Consider the following 16,063-nt stretch of genomic DNA (forward strand, 5'->3'; position numbering starts at 1 on the left):
GAAGAGCCTCTTCTATTAAAACAAAGATAAATGAAAGGATACCCTATGACTCTAGAAAGAACTTTTTCTATTGTTAAGCCCGATGCAGTAGAGCGTAATTTAATCGGTGAAATTTACCATCGTATCGAAAAAGCGGGTTTACAAATCATTGCTGCGAAGATGGTTCGACTGACTGAAGAGCAGGCGAGCGGCTTTTATGCTGAGCATGAAGGCAAACCATTCTTCCCTGCTTTAAAAGAATTCATGACATCTGGTCCGATTATGGTTCAGGTGCTTGAAGGTGAAAACGCTATCGCACGTTACCGTGAACTGATGGGTAAAACGAACCCTGAAGAAGCAGCTTGTGGCACTATTCGTGCTGATTACGCAGTGAGCATGCGCTATAATTCAGTTCACGGTTCAGACAGTCCGGAATCAGCAGCTCGTGAAATCGAGTTCTTCTTCCCAGAGTCGGAAATTTGCCCACGTTAAACAGTAGGCATTAGACACAATATCAGTGCTGCTTATCTGGTGTAAGCAGCATTTTTATTCTTAAAAAACACAATCTCCTAAGGTTAATTTGCCGCAAGTCGGTGAAATTAGCGCTAGTATTGGTGAGAAAAGTTTTTTTTACATACAGCGTTGGCAAGGGTATCAGTCTTGACAGATTGTGATATACTCTGCGCGCAATTTATACCTTATAAACAGAGTAAGACAATGGCAGATTTATCAAAGTACAGAAACATTGGTATTTTCGCGCACGTTGATGCGGGTAAAACTACCACCACTGAGCGTATTCTTAAGCTTACTGGTAAAATCCACAAAACTGGTGAAGTACACGACGGTGAGTCTACAACTGACTTCATGGAACAGGAAGCTGAGCGCGGTATTACAATCCAGTCAGCTGCGGTAACTTGTGAGTGGAATGGCCACCGCCTAAACGTTATCGATACTCCGGGACACGTTGACTTCACAGTTGAAGTATACCGTTCACTTAAAGTACTTGACGGTGGTATCGGTGTATTCTGTGGTTCTGGTGGTGTTGAGCCTCAGTCAGAAACAAACTGGCGTTACGCGAACGATTCAGAAGTTGCTCGTCTGATCTTCGTAAACAAACTAGACCGTATGGGTGCAGACTTCTTCAACGTTGTTGATCAAGTGAAGAACGTTCTTGGCGCAAACCCACTAGTAATGACTCTGCCAATCGGTCGTGAAGACGATTTCGTTGGTGTTGTTGACGTACTAAACCGTAAAGCTTACGTTTGGGACGACACAGGTCTACCAGAAAACTACGAAATTCAAGATGTTCCTGCGGACATGATTGATGACCTAGAACAGTACCGTGAAGAGCTAGTTGAAACTGCTGTAGAGCAAGACGACGACCTAATGGAAGCGTACATGGAAGGTGAAGAGCCTTCTATCGAAGACCTTAAGCGTTGTATCCGTAAAGGTACTCGTGACCTAGCGTTCTTCCCAACGTTCTGTGGTTCTGCATTCAAAAACAAAGGTATGCAACTTATCCTTGACGCTGTTGTAGATTACCTACCAGCTCCAGCAGAAGTTGATCCTCAGCCTCTAACAGATCCAGAAACTGGTGAGCCAACTGGCGAAGTAGCTACTGTATCTGCAGATGAGCCACTAAAAGCGCTAGCATTCAAGATCATGGATGACCGTTTTGGTGCACTAACATTCGTACGTATCTACTCTGGCCGTCTGAAGAAGGGTGACACTATCCTTAACTCAGCAACTGGTAAGACTGAGCGTATCGGTCGTATGTGTGAGATGCAAGCTGATGAACGTAACGAACTTACTGAAGCGCAAGCTGGTGACATCATCGCTATCGTTGGTATGAAGAACGTTCAAACTGGTCACACTCTATGTGATCCTAAGCACGAATGTACTCTTGAAGCTATGATCTTCCCAGAACCAGTAATCTCTATCGCTGTAACGCCAAAAGATAAAGGCGGTTCAGAGAAGATGGGTATCGCTATCGGTAAGATGGTTGCAGAAGATCCATCATTCCAGGTTGAGACTGACGAAGAGTCTGGCGAAACTATCCTGAAAGGTATGGGTGAACTTCACCTAGACATCAAGGTAGACATCCTTAAGCGTACTTACGGCGTTGAGCTAGAAGTAGGTGCTCCACAGGTAGCTTACCGTGAAACTATCACTCAAGCAGTTGAAGATAGCTACACGCACAAGAAGCAGTCTGGTGGTTCAGGTCAGTTCGGTAAGATCGACTACCGTATCCGCCCAGGTGAGCCAAACTCAGGCTTCACGTTCTCTTCAACAGTTGTTGGTGGTAACGTACCTAAAGAATTCTGGCCTGCAGTAGAGAAAGGTTTCGCATCTATGATGGAAACTGGTGTTCTAGCTGGCTTCCCAACTCTAGACGTAGAAGTTGAACTATTCGACGGTGGTTTCCACGCAGTTGACTCTTCAGCTATCGCTTACGAAATCGCTGCTAAAGGCGCATTCCGTCAGTCTATGCCTAAAGCTGGTGCGCAACTTCTTGAGCCAATCATGAACGTTGACGTATTCACTCCAGAAGACAACGTTGGTGACGTTATCGGTGACCTTAACCGTCGTCGTGGTATGATCAAAGACCAACAAGCTGGTACTACTGGCGTTCGTATTAAAGCAGACGTTCCTCTATCAGAAATGTTTGGTTACATCGGTCACCTACGTACTATCACTTCTGGTCGTGGTCAGTTCTCTATGGAGTTCGGTCAATACGCACCATGTCCAGCAAACGTTGCTGAGCAAGTAATCGCAGAAGTTAAAGAGCGTAACGAGAAGAAGTAATTCTTTAAGTTAGCTAGATAGCTTATAAAGCCCCTGAAGTGAGAGCTTCAGGGGCTTTTTGTATGTGTAGAATATCTTGCGGTTAAATGTAAGAGGTGAGCGCTTAGTTCTGAGGGTCAATTTCCTCATGAAGCCACGCAGCAAAGGCTTGAATACGATTGCTACGAGGTGATTCGTCATCATAGAACAAATTGAATTGAATACCTGGTGTCATTCCGATATCAAATGGCTTAATGAGCAAGCCTCTTTCAATATAATCACTTGCTAGGGAGTCGGATGCTAAACACGCACCATGCCCTGCCATCACAGCATTCATCGCGTGATCAAAAGTACTGACATCCATCCATTGTACAGACTCTTTATCCATTTTGACCCCTGCTTGAGCAAACCATGTTTGCCAAGGGTAACCACCAGATTCATAGTGAATAAGCCAAGTATTGAGTAGTTGCTCTGGGCTAGAAAGCTCAATCGCTTTGGTAAGGTTAGGCGAACAAAAAGGGTAAATGGTCTCTTCGAAAAGGAACTCTTTATGCAGTTTTTGAGCGCAGTTTTCATCGAGTTCTTCACCTTGCCAAATCGCAAGATCGGCATCACCTTGCTTAAGCTTTGGTGCGTCGCAGCTGGTGATGATACGAATAGGAATATTTGGGTACTGAACGGAAAACTTCCAGAGTCTAGGAAGTAGCCAGCGAGATGCGAAAGAGGGAGTTGAACTGACACACAGCAGTCCATCCAATGGCTCGCTTTGAATTTGGTTCAGACCAGACACAATGCTTTCTAAACCTTGTGAAACATATTTATAGAGCGTCTTGCCTTGCTCAGTGAGGCGCATTTCTCGTCCATCTCGAACAAATAGTTTGCAACCCAAGCCATCTTCAAGTTGACGTATTTTTTGACTGACAGCTGCTTGGCTTATAAACAGCTCTTCAGCTGCACGGCTATAGCTATTTAGTCTTGCTGCGACTTCGAAGTAGCGTAATCCAGGTAGGTGATGAAGTCTTGCATCCATGAGTGACTCTCGCCTTATTGAGTATTTAGAAATGAACCTAATTATCAATACTACCGTTATTACTCTTCAATTACCTCTTTCGCCAGTACGTATTAATCTGAATCAGTAAAAAGTCGTAGTAGTAAGTATTGTTAGGTTTATTTGTTTCTTAGAAGAAAAGTCAAAATCATAAACAAATCAAACAGCTTTGTACCATACTAAAATTCTATAACGAGATTAATTCATGGATGAATTTAGGTGATAGGACAGAGAACTGATAGCGTTGTGTTCATTTGGTTTGTTGCTTTCTGCCTCGCAACGACATTTAGTGCAATGCAAGCGTTCAACCATTGGGATTCACTAACGACTTTTGAGTTGTCGGATAATGATGACTATATGCGTTATAACCAATTTACCTCTTGGATTGAGGACGGAAACTGGTACTTGAAGCCAATCGAAGCCTTTAATCCAGAAGATGGCCTCATCATGCACTGGTTAAGAGTGCCAGATATTCCGTTGGCGCTTTGTTATTTGATGACTCACAGCTATTTTAGCAGCACTGTAGCAGCTGCTCTGACAATGACCATAGTTCCAGCATTGTACTTAGTCGGAGTCGTTGCTGCAGTTGGTTTTATGACGAAAAGGCTGTCAGGTGATGATGCCTCAAAGATAGCTATGGTTATGGTTTTGCTTTCACCTATTGTGAGCAAATTCCTTCCTGGTGCGATAGACCATCACAACATACAGCTTTGTCTATTGGCATGGATAGTCGCTCTTGTACCAATCAATCGAGAAGATAGTCGTCAATATCTAAAGGCCACTGTTCAAGGTGGGTTGATTGCGCTTTCATTTTGGGTTGGTATGGAAAATCTCCCTATAGTGGCGATTATTTTAGGGATCATGGTTTTACAAGGTTATTTCATTCACCTGCATACACTGAAATATACGGCGATAACTTGTCTCAGCTCATCCATTTTTGTGGCTGTTTTTATCGTTTTAAATAGGCCTCTAAACGAATATTTGGAGGTTCACTATGACTCTATTTCTATTGTGTATCTGTGTGTTTTAGTGTCTGGGTATGCTTTTTGTTTTGCATCGTTAAGATTCTTTGAAAGAGGGGACTACCGTAAGCGTAACAAAATCATACGCTTGATTGCATTATCGGTTGTTTTCCTTCCTGTTCTAATCGCGTTTCCATTTTTGGTTAAAGGTGTCTTTCATAGTTATCCAGAAGTCTTAAAGCTCTATTGGCTGAATCATGTTACAGAAGCTAAGCCCATGCTGGACTATATACACGAGTATGGATTCTTTTCAGAAAGAAACTTATTGCTATTTATGCTCCCTGCTTTGGTTGCTCCATACTTTCTCAAGGGAGGCTTAAAGTTAGCAATTCTCTATTCAGCTCTCTTTCTCAGCTTAGTTATGCCACTCTTTTGGCAATCTAGAATGGTATTTGCCTCATTTATATTCTCTATACCTATTCAATCCGCGCTCTGTGTCTATTTTATGGGGCGTTTTCCCAATCAATTGCTAAGAATCGTGTTTATGGTGGGATTTATGCCTTGGTTTATGGCTCTGGTTCTTTTCAAAGTTTTACCATTTTCAGCAGAGAGTCGGAGTGAAGAAAAAGGGAAAGTAAGCATGTTATCTAAAGTTGATGTGCTCATTGACGGCAAGATTCAGGATGCGCTCATACTCGCTCCGATACCTTATGGTGCTCCCGCACTTGTACTGACGCAAAACAAGATAATATCCGCGCCGTATCATAGAAATATAAATGGGAACACATTCGTCATCGAGGTCTTATCTTCGAACGATATGTCTTATGTAAAGTCACAGTTAAGAAGCAGAAGCGTTGATTTTGTTATGTTTGGTGAAGATGGTGCGAGTTTGGCTATTTCAAGAAACAGCAATCGTGATGGTTTTATTAATCGCTTGAGAAGCGACAATCCACCCGAATGGATGACTTTGGTTAATACCAATGAACACGGCATTAAGCTGTATAAAGTGGACAAGGAGAACATATGAGTAACAAACCAGATATTGCTATATTGCTTCCTTGCTATAACGAAGAAGGCGCTATTGGGGAAACTGTTCTCGCGTTCAGTCAGGCCTTACCTGATGCAACTGTTTATGTTTATGACAACAACTCAACTGACGGCACAGTTAGTGAAGCGATAAATTCAGGAGCTAAGGTATACAAAGAGGAGCGGCAGGGTAAAGGTAAGGTTGTACGAAGAATGTTCTCTGATATTGACGCTGATATTTACCTTATGGCAGATGGTGATAATACTTATGACGCAGGAGTTGCCGCTTCTTTAATTCAGGACTTAATCGATAATAATCTCGATATGGTCATTGGTACTCGTACTACCTCATCCGACGCTTATCCCAAAGGGCATATTCTCGGAAATAAACTGTTCACTAAACTGATTAGCGTCTTTTTCGGAACTAAGCTGAATGATGTGTTTTCGGGCTATCGAGTGATGAGTAAGCGATTCGTAAAAACAGTGCCAATATTTAGCCACGGATTTGAAATTGAAACGGAGTTAACTGTGCATGCGTTGCACCATAGCATGTCGATTAAAGAGGTACCGACTCGTTATAAAAGCAGACCGGAAGGGACGGCGAGTAAACTAAGAACATTTAGTGACGGGGCAAAAATACTTTACTTCATCCTTTTTTTACTGAGGGATGTAAAACCGCTTCAGTTCTTCTCTACGATTTCAGGTCTGTTTATGTTGGTTTGTTTGGTCTTAGGATTGCCTGTAGTGGTTGAGTTTTGGAACACCGGCCTTGTAGAGCGCTTACCTACCGCAGTCTTATCTAGCGCCCTTGGAGTTATAGCGATATCGTGCTTATTCTCAGGTTTCATTCTCGATAACATTAGCCGACTTCGAGTTGAAGCTAAAATTTTGCACTATCTGAGCTACGACTCCTTAAAAGGCAATAGTGTCGACTACCCTCGAGATAAATAGGTAAACAAAAAGGAGAGCTGAGCTCTCCTTTATTTATGATTATGTAGTTTGGTAGAAATTTACTCCTCCCAAACTACCATCTGTCCTTTAGGCCAGTTATGTCCTACATCATGATATTTTTGCTCTAGAACATGACGTTTGATCTTGAGAGTAGGAGTGAGGATTCCGTTTTCAATGCTCCAAGGATCTTTAATCATTAATACCCCTTTGATCTGCTCATGAGACTCGAGCTCTGCGTTCATACGAGCAATCACTTTTTCTGTGGTTCTTTCGTATCTCTTACGATCAAAGTTAGGGAAGTCGTGAGGAACGACAAGCAAAATTGGTGCAGGAAGCCCTAGACCAATCAGACACATCATCTCGACGCGGCTATACTCAAACAGCTTTTTCTCGATCGGTACAGGAGCAACAAATTTACCTTTGGCTGTTTTGAAGGTGTCTTTTTTACGGCCTTGAATCGTAAGATAGCCCTCACTATCAATAAACCCGATATCACCAGTATGCAGCCAACCCTCAGAGTCAAAGGACTCTTGAGTCGCTATGTCATTCTTGTAGTACCCAGAGAATAAGCCTTGTCCACGCACCATGATCTCGTCATCATCGGCAATCTTAAGCTCAATACCTGGGCCAGCATTACCAACGCTACCGATCTTATCCGCTCTGAATGGGTAATTGAGTGTGCTGTAGGCAAAAGACTCTGTCATGCCCCAGGCTTCGGTAATATTTAACCCAACACTGTGGTACCAATCCAATAGAGCAGGGGAAACAGGGGCAGAGCCACAACCTAATACGCGAGCTTGATCGAGGCCAAGGCCATCTGCCAGTTTCTTTTTAATTAAAGAATTCACGAATGGAATCTTAAGTAAAATGTTCAGTTTTTTCTGAGGCAGTTTGTCTTGAATACGCTGCTGGAAGAGAGTCCACAAGCGAGGCACTGAAATAAACAGTGTTGGTCTTTGCATTTTCACATCTTCAATGAAGGTATCCAAAGACTCAGGGAATGCGGTTTGGACGCCACCCATAATTGAAGAGCCAAAGATGTATACACGTTCGGTGATGTGCGCAAGAGGTAAGTAAGAAAACAGGCGGTCGTTTTCTTGGATGCCGATATGGTTGATTAGTTGCTGTACTGACCAGCTAAATGCTCCATAAGTAAGCATTGCGCCTTTCGGAAGCCCAGAGGTACCAGACGTATAGACTAAGGACATCAACTTATCATCATAATGCTCAGGGCGATAAGAACTTGGCTCGTGGTTATCCAGTAACTGCTTGAATTGATATTGACAGTCAGGTGCCGAATCATACGGCAACGAGATAGTAATGAGGTCGGGTTTACTTTCAATGACTTGCTGAGTGGCAGCAGGATCATCAAGCTTACCACCGATTAACACCTTACTTTCGCTGTGCGTTAAGCAGTATTCAATGGTATCGGCCCCTGCTGTAGGGAAGATAGGGACGCTGACGAAATCCCCTAACATCATTGCAAGATCACAGATAAACCATTCGGCACAGTTTTTTGAAACAAGTGCGACTTTATCACGAGGCTGTACACCAAGCTCATTGAGTGCACTGACAAGTTTTAATGCTTGTTCGGCAACCTCGCTATAGGTGTATTCAACAAACTTTCGATTGATAATTTGTTTGAGATAGATGTCATTTGGGCGTTCCGCTGCCCATTTTAAGATCATCTCATTTGGTGGTGGGAGAGCACAGGTTGGTTTGCTCAACTCGTTAGGCTGAATCATTCTCTAACTCCGTGTTATTGGCAAAAATTATGATTATTTTATTGTTAATAGAATGTTAACTTTAGCATGTAAATCAAACTGTAGGGAAGCAATTGTGGTGAGTTTCGAGTTATCTTGTGACTGCCATGCTGTTAGTGAAGTTGGCGATACACGGCTGGTGTTATCCCTGTTTTCTTTTTGAAGATGCGAGAAAAGTAGGAGACATCGTTATAACCGCATTGAAAAGCAATAAAAGAAATCTTCTCTTTGCGATAGTTGGTCAATAGCTGTTTGGCGAGGTTAATTCTTTTTAGTGTGAGGTAATCACGGAAACTTACCCCAATTGTTTTATGAAAAAACTTAGAGAAGTAGGTTACAGAGTAGTGGCAGTATTCAGCTACATCTTCTTCACGAATGGTGCGTGAAAGGTTCTTTTCGATATACCTCAACATCTCAACGAGGTCTTTACTAATATGCTTTTGGTTATGTTGGTTAGTGAGTTTGTTGATATCAAGGATCTCTTGGTGCTGAGTAAATTGATAGTAGATTTGTTTGTTGAGCTCAGCTGACCATGTCCGTGCGTCATCGTCATTAATACTAAATGTTGAAAATACAACATCTAGACTTTCAAACTCATTGGGAAGCTCCTGCTTATGGATGACGATAATATGCTTATCAAGGTTTTGACAAAGCTTTGTAGCGGTGAGGAATAGAGAAGTAAACTGTTCTTCATAAAAGAAGAAACAAAAATGGATATCGGGCTCACTCAGCACAGAAACATCATGCCCATAATCCAAGATATGAAAATAACGTTCCATGTCTCTCACAATATCTTTGGAAACATAAGTGACCGATTGACCTATCCAATAGCCTTTGTGTAATACATCCACTGTTTAGTACCCTTCATTCTCTTTGTAATTGATACGAGTAAGGTATTAAGGATCAGCTTAGTACGACTTCCTTTTAATGACCATCTTCATTATTGAGTGAATGTTTAGTTTTATGTTGTTTTTTTGTTGTGCAGTATCACATTTTTGTTCGCGGTGTATTTTGTCAAGTTTCAAAACTGAGACTAACTTAAGTTGGTTTGTTTGTTATAAGAGTTTATTTAATTTCTAGTTTTAATAAACTGATTTTTATGAATTAATTCATGTCTGACTTTTATTATATTAAACTTAAATTAACAGATTTTGACAAACTACTGAGGTTTAATGCTGAATTGCGCTGAGTTTTATGGCAAAAAAGTGCTAAATGTCGTCATAATAATCCTAACATGTCTTTTATAAATGACTCTAAATTATCAATAAGCGTTACAGCTTGCTGAACTTTGGAAGGAGACATATATGAGCATGCTAATTAAAAACATTAAAGCCTTTATGAAGGATGAAGAAGGGCTAACAGTTGTCGAATATGTTGTTGGTGCAGGTTTACTTGTAGCCGGACTTGCTGGGATTTTCGGAACCTTTTCCAATACATTAACTGATGAACTGTCTAATGTTTTCAACACTTAACACAAAGTTAGAAAGATAATTTTAAATTCACAAGCCCATGAAATAACTTCATGGGCTTGAGCTATTTAGGAGTACACTATGAACGCTGTATACAGTTTCTTGCAAGATGAAGAAGGCCTTACTGTCGTAGAGTATGTGGTGGGAGCTGGATTAATAGTGGTTGGTTTCGCAGGGCTATTTATTGCATTTAGAGGCATACTAACTAATGAATTTGCAACTATATTTAATTAAGGATGAATAATTAGTGTATGCAAGGACGGCTAAATGGATATTATTATATGGATGGTACTATTTGCTGTAGCCGTTTCAGATGCTAAAGAACATAAAATTCCCAACTACCTATTAATGGTTATATTTGCATTGGTCTGTGCAGATATAATTCTAATCGATAAAAACTTTTCCCTTCTTTTTTATTCACTTACTACTGGTATTACTTGCTTTATTGTTGCATTACTTCTTTACTTTTTAAAAGTCATGGCACCTGGGGACGTTAAACTTTTGGGGGTAGTCGGCTTTTGGGTAGGGAGTGAACATATACTTGGCTCTGTCTACTGGATTGCTATATCGAGTGTAATTGTTGGTCTTTTCTATGCGGTACTAAGGCTAGCGGACTCTCCGGAACAACTTAGGACCAAACTAAATAAGTACTCAATGCTAGCTCAGTTTGGTACGAGTGGCACTAAAGTATTACAAGCGCCCAAAAAAATGGAAGAACATTACCGAATGCCTTTTGCTCCAGTGGTTGTCATCGGTTTAGCTCTCTATTTTTATTTTCTGAATTAATGACAAGGAGTCAATATGGTTCAGGCAAATTCTGCGGTTCGACATAGAACTGAGCTGACGCCGCAAGCTCCAGAACCGCCAGTTCCTACAACATTCGATGAGCTGGGGATTCCCAAAGCTGTCGTCGAGAACCTTGTCATAAAGCATATTGCTGCTTATCCAAAGTCCGATATTCTTCAGCTCACTAAGTTGCTATGTATTAACAGTCACATGATCGAAGACGTGATTGCAGGGCTACGAGCTAAGTCTTTAGTTGAAGTGTTTCAAGCCGCTTCCTCCACATTCTCTGTCCAGTCAACAGGGCATGTGCGCTATGGCCTATCCGAATCTGGTCTACAAGAGGCGGATGCTGCGTTTGTTAAAGATGCTTACTTAGGACCTGTTCCAGTTTCTCTAAATCAATATAACAAAATGGTTGAAGAACAGGATGTTAGGGCTCAAATGGTTAACCGTGCGGATGTAGAGTTTGCCCTTTCTGATGTGCTAGGGGCGCACAGAATGGTCGGAGTGCTCGGTCCAGCAATAAACTCTGGCCGCGCATTATTGCTTTACGGAAGTGCGGGTTCAGGTAAAACCTTTGTAGCTACAAGGCTGCTAAATTCCCTTAATACTTCCGTCTACGTGCCTTACGCAGTATTTGCAATGGGAAACATCATTAAAGTGTTTTCCCCGCAGCATCATAAAAAAGTTCGAAGTGATGAAATTCAATCCATTACGTTTAAAGAGCATTTTGACCGAAGATGGGCACTTTGTGAAAGGCCAAGTATACAAGTGGGCGGTGAGCTTACAATGGATATGCTCGAAGTCAATCATAGTGAACATAACAAAGTTTGGATGGCTCCTCTGCAAATGATGGCCAACAACGGTATCTTTATTATCGATGACTTAGGTAGGCAACCAATGCCTGTCGACACGCTTTTGAACCGTTGGATTGTTCCAATGGAATACTTCTATGATTACTTGAACTTGCCAAACGGCCAGCAGATTTCTATCCCTTTCATACTGACTTTGGCTTTTTCTACGAACTTAGATCCAGAAAAGATCAGCGACCCAGCATTCTTACGTCGACTGGGTTACAAAATTCAGTTTGGTCCTCTTTTAGAACAAGAGTACAGAGATCTCTGGAACATCATTTCTAATTCCAAAAACTTATCCCTCGCAGAGGGATGTTTCGATACTTTATTTGACTTACATCGTCAGCATGACGTGGGCTTTTATCCTTGTCTTCCAAAAGACATTGTAGGGATCAGCCGAGATATCATTGTATTTGAAGAAGTTGAGCCAGTTATCTCTCCTGAAATAGTGAGCCGAGCGTGGGAAGTGTACTTTACTGCTGATGGCAAGGGAGGAGGAGCTCGATGAGTCGGAATCAAGTCATATTATTATTATTGCTCTCAATTGTATTTGGTTTGGGTGCTGTTTTCTTTGCCAAACAATGGATGGATAGGCAACTGCAACCCCAGACAGAGGTTGAAGTGGTAGAGCGTGAGCCTGTGATTGTTGCAGCGCAAGAAATCCTCGCAGGTAGCGTTATAGAGGAACAGTACATAGAGAGTAAGCTACTTGAAAAAGATTGGCGCGGTGAATCTCAGTTTACTCAAGCAGAAGAACTTATCGGTCAAGTTGCTGCGACTACCATTTATCCTGGAGAGATTATTCACCCTAATCGTTTGTCGGTATCCGGAGAGGGGTCAACGTTGGCTTCGCTGATTCCAGAGAACAAGCGTGCTGTTACCATTCGAGTTAATGATGTTATCGGGGTCGCTGGTTTTCTATTACCCGGTAACAAGGTCGATATTCTCAACACTATCAAATACGGCCAGAATTCAGCATCGACAGTGACCGTGCTAAAAGAGATTAAAGTGTTGGCAGTCGATCAAACTGCAAGAACAAAAGAAAACAAACCCGTTATCGTGCGTGCGGTTACTCTTGAAGTCAGTCCTAGAGAAGCGGAAAAACTGCTTTCGGCGCAAAGTCGAGGAGATATTCAGCTCACGCTTAGAAACCCGCATGAAGAAGAGAAAGTTGTTAAACGGTATGTCGCCCCAAGTGTCACAATTATCAAGGGCACTCAGTCTAGCAATATCCGAGTCAAGGATTGAGGTGAGCTATGAGAAATATAATATCTGCAATGATTATTTTGCTGTTAAGTAGTGGTATTACTTTTGCTTCAACGCAATCCGGAAAGATAGTGAAAGTGCCGCATCATAAATCGACCCATGTAACTTTAGCTGGTAAAGCGAAGCGCGTATCGCTTGGTGACCCAGAAGTACTTGATATTGTGATGTTGAAATCGGATGAAGTTTTCTTAATTGGTAAGAAGCTCGGTTCAACCAATCTTATGGCCTGGAACAGCCGTGGGCAATTAATCGAATCAATCAATATTGAAGTTACCCATGATTTAAATAGCCTCAAAGCCAAGCTTTATGAATTTCTGCCAGATGAAGAAATACAAGTCCATAGTGCTCAAAATCGTTTGATTCTTAGTGGTCAAGTGAGTTCGCAATCGACCATGAATATTGCTCTACGAGTTGCAGAAACCTACTCAGCGGGTGAAGAAGTTGATAAAGAAAATGAATCGCTCAGTGAACAGGTAAATAATACCGGTGTTATTAACCTATTGACGATTGGAGGAGCACAACAAGTCATGCTTGAAGTGACGGTTGCCGAAGTACAGCGCAGTCTAGTGCGAAAGTTTGATGCGAATTTCCACTTCTTTCAAACCAGTGGTGGGGAGTTTAATTGGGGGGGGACCTCTGCTGGTGGTGTGATAGATGATGTTGGTGGTGTGATTGGTCCTATCTTTAATGCGCCAGGTGTCGAAAGTACAGGTTTACTGGGTACCTTTATCGATAGCAATACTCTGTTTACATTTGCGCTGGATATCGCAAAACAAAATGGTACCGCCAAAGTACTTGCCGAACCCAACCTTACTGCCCTAAGTGGTGCAAAAGCAGAGTTTTTAGCGGGTGGTGAGTTTCCTATTCCAGTCCCTGATGAGGATGGTATTACTATAGAATACAAAGAGTATGGCGTTGGTTTGAAGTTCATCCCCACTGTGTTATCGGACAAGAAAATCAATTTAAATCTGGCGGTTGATGTCAGTGAACTGGCGACTTCTACCACGCTAACTTTAAGCCCTGGGGGCACTAACGGCACTTATGTTATACCACCGATCACTCGTCGTAGTGCTTCTTCAACTCTGGAACTAGCGGATGGACAAACTATTGGTATTGCAGGCCTGCTCAGTGAGTCAGTGCGAGATGTGGTTGAAGAGATGCCTGGCTTTAGCGACATTCCAGTGCTAGGCCAAATGTTCAATAGCCAAGAATACATTTCCGGTGAAACCGAACTCGTCATTTTGGTTACACCTCGTCTAGCCAAACCAATCGATCGAAGACGCATTACGCTACCAACAGAGTCATTCGTTGAACCAAATGATTTTGAATACTATCTATTGGGACGTGGCGCCTATATCGCCCCTGCGAGTGAACAGAAACCTGAAGAGGAAGTCGGCGCATTTGTTGACAATTCAAAAGGTGGTACTGAAGGCACATTTGGACACAGCTTGTAAGGAGGCAGTATGAATAACGGAATTGGATTAGTCGTCTTTACCAGCCTGTCGCTGTTATTGGCAGGGTGTGTAAGTAACGCAGAACAGCTCGGTTCTCATGTAGCAAAGTTGCAAATGGAGCAAACATATAACCCTAATGCGACGATTGAAAATCTAGGTGTTGTTCCTTCAGGGAGCGGTGAACGTATGGAAGGCGTTTATCAGACTTATACGGGCAAGGAAACTTCAGATCTTGCTGGTTCGGATAGCCAGATTTTGGAACAGTTTGGGCAGTAATGTCAGTGTGTAGTTCTGACAGATTGCTAGGTGTTTCCTACAATTAATAATATCAAAAAATAGCAAATAAAAAATTAATCGTGTGATTGTATGTAAAGGGCTTCAAAAGTTGGAAGGTCTGCGTTCAGAGTCTTAATGTGAAGACTATTTAGGCCATTAGTGTCCTTAACTCGATTAGCATGGATTGCTAGGAGCAAGTATATGGGAGAAGCGGTTAAGTTAACGCCAAATGGAGATAGTCCTATTAGACTGAAGACCAATTTAACAATTTGGGTGTTTTATTCATCTGATGCATTCCACCTCCACATTAGCCATGAGTTGTCTAAATGTCAGAGCGTGAACTTTGAGATGATTTCATTTCATGGCTTAGTTGTAGCCAATTTAGCCCATTTCTCACCGCCTGATTTGATTTTCGTTGAGACGGGGCCGAATTGGGCGCAGAAGATTGTCGAGCTACAGCAATATGAAGCGCCTGAGTCACATGAACCTGCTCACGAAGCGTCACTGATCGTCTTTGGTAATGAAAATGATAATGGTGCGTTAAAGATCGCGCTGCGTATTGGGGCGGTAGACTTTATATCAGATAAAGCGGTGTTAGATGAACTCGTACCGTTGTTGCGGAATATTGCTGAAGAGAAAGTGGCGACTCGTAACCTAGGTGATCTTATCGTATTTATGAACACCAAAGGGGGAGCGGGTGCATCGCTGATTGCGCTCAATACCGCAATTACTTTGGCAAAAAATCAACCAGATGAAGTGTTACTGGTTGACCTCGATATGCAATTTGGGGTGATTGAAGACTACCTTAATGTCCAATGTACTTATGGTATTGCTGATGCAATAGCTAATGTAGCAGATCTTGATGATGTGTCCCTTGGTAGCCTTGTGACTAAGCATGAATCAGGTTTACATATTCTCGGATTCAAAAGAGAAAACAGCCATGAAAATTTCGAAAAAGTGGGTCAGCTAAGCAAACTGATTCCTGTATTACGTGAGCGATATCCATTGGTCATTATTGATCTATCACGTGGATTGGATCGTCAATTCGGCTCAGTCATCTCTCCTGCAACGAAAGTCTTTTTAGTGACTCAACAAAACTTGGTTGCGGTAAAAAATACCACCCAAATTCTCAAGGCACTTACATTTGAATTTGGTATTACGAAAGAGCAAATGGAAGTGATTGTGAATCGTTACGAAAAACGTCAATCCATTAAATTGAAAGACATTCAGGATACAGTCGGAAGTCTCCAAGTTCACACAGTTCCAAATGAGTTTAAAGTCGCAATTGAAAGTGCCAACTTAGGGCGTCCGTACATTCAAGCTAAGAAGAGTAGTTCGATGTCGAAATCAGTACAGAATTTAGCGAATTCTTTGATGCCAGAACCTGAAGAGAAAAAAGGTTGGTTTAAAAGAATGTTCTCGTAGCGAGTACGAATAAATAAGGG

General features: G+C 42.0%; 15 protein-coding genes. 12 read left to right on the plus strand and 3 right to left on the minus strand.

Annotated elements, in window-relative coordinates; genetic code table 11:
• The first annotated feature begins 45 nt into the window (after nucleotides 1-45).
• Complete coding sequence (ndk, locus tag AAFX28_RS11685; protein ID WP_408687838.1) at nucleotides 46-471, plus strand: nucleoside-diphosphate kinase; 426 nt, start codon at nucleotides 46-48, stop codon at nucleotides 469-471.
• Nucleotides 472-696: 225 nt separating this feature from the next.
• On the plus strand, nucleotides 697-2,784 hold the full coding sequence (gene fusA / locus AAFX28_RS11690) for an elongation factor G (protein ID WP_408687839.1): 2,088 nt from the start codon (nucleotides 697-699) through the stop codon (nucleotides 2,782-2,784).
• Between the two features lie 103 nt (nucleotides 2,785-2,887).
• On the opposite strand, the gene AAFX28_RS11695 is transcribed toward fusA, so the two are convergent.
• Nucleotides 2,888-3,793, minus strand: coding sequence for a LysR substrate-binding domain-containing protein (locus AAFX28_RS11695; protein ID WP_408687841.1), 906 nt, complete (start codon nucleotides 3,791-3,793; stop codon nucleotides 2,888-2,890).
• Between the two features lie 312 nt (nucleotides 3,794-4,105).
• On the opposite strand from AAFX28_RS11695, the gene AAFX28_RS11700 reads away from it, so the two are divergent.
• Both AAFX28_RS11700 and AAFX28_RS11705 read left to right on the plus strand, forming a co-directional pair.
• Nucleotides 4,106-5,800, plus strand: coding sequence for a hypothetical protein (locus AAFX28_RS11700; RefSeq protein WP_408687843.1), 1,695 nt, complete (start codon nucleotides 4,106-4,108; stop codon nucleotides 5,798-5,800).
• Entirely contained in the window at nucleotides 5,797-6,750 is a 954-nt protein-coding gene (locus AAFX28_RS11705) for a glycosyltransferase family 2 protein (RefSeq protein ID WP_408687845.1), read from the plus strand. The genes AAFX28_RS11700 and AAFX28_RS11705 overlap by 4 nt, the downstream gene beginning before the upstream one ends.
• Nucleotides 6,751-6,809: 59 nt before the next feature.
• Here AAFX28_RS11705 and AAFX28_RS11710 read toward each other — a convergent pair whose 3' ends face one another.
• Nucleotides 6,810-8,495, minus strand: a complete 1,686-nt coding sequence (locus tag AAFX28_RS11710) for an AMP-binding protein (protein WP_408687846.1) — start codon at nucleotides 8,493-8,495, stop codon at nucleotides 6,810-6,812.
• A gap of 131 nt (nucleotides 8,496-8,626) precedes the next feature.
• Nucleotides 8,627-9,364 (minus strand): helix-turn-helix domain-containing protein, encoded by a 738-nt coding sequence (locus AAFX28_RS11715; protein WP_408687848.1) that lies wholly within the window; start codon nucleotides 9,362-9,364, stop codon nucleotides 8,627-8,629.
• Between the two features lie 453 nt (nucleotides 9,365-9,817).
• On the opposite strand from AAFX28_RS11715, the gene AAFX28_RS11720 reads away from it, so the two are divergent.
• The 8 genes from AAFX28_RS11720 to AAFX28_RS11755 all read left to right on the plus strand — a co-directional run bounded on the left by AAFX28_RS11720 (nucleotide 9,818) and on the right by AAFX28_RS11755 (nucleotide 16,043).
• Entirely contained in the window at nucleotides 9,818-9,985 is a 168-nt protein-coding gene (locus tag AAFX28_RS11720) for a Flp family type IVb pilin (protein WP_408687850.1), read from the plus strand.
• A 78-nt stretch (nucleotides 9,986-10,063) separates the two neighbouring features.
• Nucleotides 10,064-10,216, plus strand: a complete 153-nt coding sequence (locus tag AAFX28_RS11725; protein WP_408687851.1) for a Flp family type IVb pilin — start codon at nucleotides 10,064-10,066, stop codon at nucleotides 10,214-10,216.
• Nucleotides 10,217-10,249: 33 nt separating this feature from the next.
• The gene (locus AAFX28_RS11730) at nucleotides 10,250-10,768 is read left to right on the plus strand and encodes a prepilin peptidase (RefSeq protein ID WP_408687853.1); all 519 of its coding nucleotides are present in this window, start codon (nucleotides 10,250-10,252) and stop codon (nucleotides 10,766-10,768) included.
• Between the two features lie 15 nt (nucleotides 10,769-10,783).
• Nucleotides 10,784-12,130 (plus strand): AAA family ATPase, encoded by a 1,347-nt coding sequence (locus AAFX28_RS11735; RefSeq protein ID WP_408687854.1) that lies wholly within the window; start codon nucleotides 10,784-10,786, stop codon nucleotides 12,128-12,130.
• On the plus strand, nucleotides 12,127-12,870 hold the full coding sequence (cpaB, locus tag AAFX28_RS11740; protein ID WP_408687856.1) for a Flp pilus assembly protein CpaB: 744 nt from the start codon (nucleotides 12,127-12,129) through the stop codon (nucleotides 12,868-12,870). The genes AAFX28_RS11735 and cpaB overlap by 4 nt, the downstream gene beginning before the upstream one ends.
• A 29-nt stretch (nucleotides 12,871-12,899) precedes the next feature.
• Nucleotides 12,900-14,342, plus strand: coding sequence for a type II and III secretion system protein family protein (locus tag AAFX28_RS11745; protein ID WP_408690863.1), 1,443 nt, complete (start codon nucleotides 12,900-12,902; stop codon nucleotides 14,340-14,342).
• 9 nt (nucleotides 14,343-14,351) lie between these two features.
• On the plus strand, nucleotides 14,352-14,618 hold the full coding sequence (locus AAFX28_RS11750) for a hypothetical protein (protein WP_408687857.1): 267 nt from the start codon (nucleotides 14,352-14,354) through the stop codon (nucleotides 14,616-14,618).
• Nucleotides 14,619-14,819: 201 nt separating this feature from the next.
• On the plus strand, nucleotides 14,820-16,043 hold the full coding sequence (locus AAFX28_RS11755) for a CpaE family protein (protein WP_408687859.1): 1,224 nt from the start codon (nucleotides 14,820-14,822) through the stop codon (nucleotides 16,041-16,043).
• Nucleotides 16,044-16,063: the final 20 nt, after the last annotated feature.

This window comes from Vibrio sp. TBV020 (assembly GCF_046056895.1).
Lineage (GTDB): Bacteria > Pseudomonadota > Gammaproteobacteria > Enterobacterales > Vibrionaceae > Vibrio.

Bases quoted from the DNA above. Each gene is read 5' to 3' on its own strand.
- ndk (WP_408687838.1), top strand. From the start codon at position 46: ATGACTCTAGAAAGAACTTTTTCTATTGTTAAGCCCGATGCAGTAGAG.
- fusA (WP_408687839.1), top strand. From the start codon at position 697: ATGGCAGATTTATCAAAGTACAGAAACATTGGTATTTTCGCGCACGTT.
- AAFX28_RS11695 (WP_408687841.1), bottom strand. From the start codon at position 3,793: ATGGATGCAAGACTTCATCACCTACCTGGATTACGCTACTTCGAAGTC.
- AAFX28_RS11700 (WP_408687843.1), top strand. From the start codon at position 4,106: ATGCAAGCGTTCAACCATTGGGATTCACTAACGACTTTTGAGTTGTCG.
- AAFX28_RS11705 (WP_408687845.1), top strand. From the start codon at position 5,797: ATGAGTAACAAACCAGATATTGCTATATTGCTTCCTTGCTATAACGAA.
- AAFX28_RS11710 (WP_408687846.1), bottom strand. From the start codon at position 8,495: ATGATTCAGCCTAACGAGTTGAGCAAACCAACCTGTGCTCTCCCACCA.
- AAFX28_RS11720 (WP_408687850.1), top strand. From the start codon at position 9,818: ATGAGCATGCTAATTAAAAACATTAAAGCCTTTATGAAGGATGAAGAA.
- AAFX28_RS11725 (WP_408687851.1), top strand. From the start codon at position 10,064: ATGAACGCTGTATACAGTTTCTTGCAAGATGAAGAAGGCCTTACTGTC.
- AAFX28_RS11730 (WP_408687853.1), top strand. From the start codon at position 10,250: ATGGATATTATTATATGGATGGTACTATTTGCTGTAGCCGTTTCAGAT.
- AAFX28_RS11735 (WP_408687854.1), top strand. From the start codon at position 10,784: ATGGTTCAGGCAAATTCTGCGGTTCGACATAGAACTGAGCTGACGCCG.
- cpaB (WP_408687856.1), top strand. From the start codon at position 12,127: ATGAGTCGGAATCAAGTCATATTATTATTATTGCTCTCAATTGTATTT.
- AAFX28_RS11745 (WP_408690863.1), top strand. From the start codon at position 12,900: ATGATTATTTTGCTGTTAAGTAGTGGTATTACTTTTGCTTCAACGCAA.
- AAFX28_RS11750 (WP_408687857.1), top strand. From the start codon at position 14,352: ATGAATAACGGAATTGGATTAGTCGTCTTTACCAGCCTGTCGCTGTTA.
- AAFX28_RS11755 (WP_408687859.1), top strand. From the start codon at position 14,820: ATGGGAGAAGCGGTTAAGTTAACGCCAAATGGAGATAGTCCTATTAGA.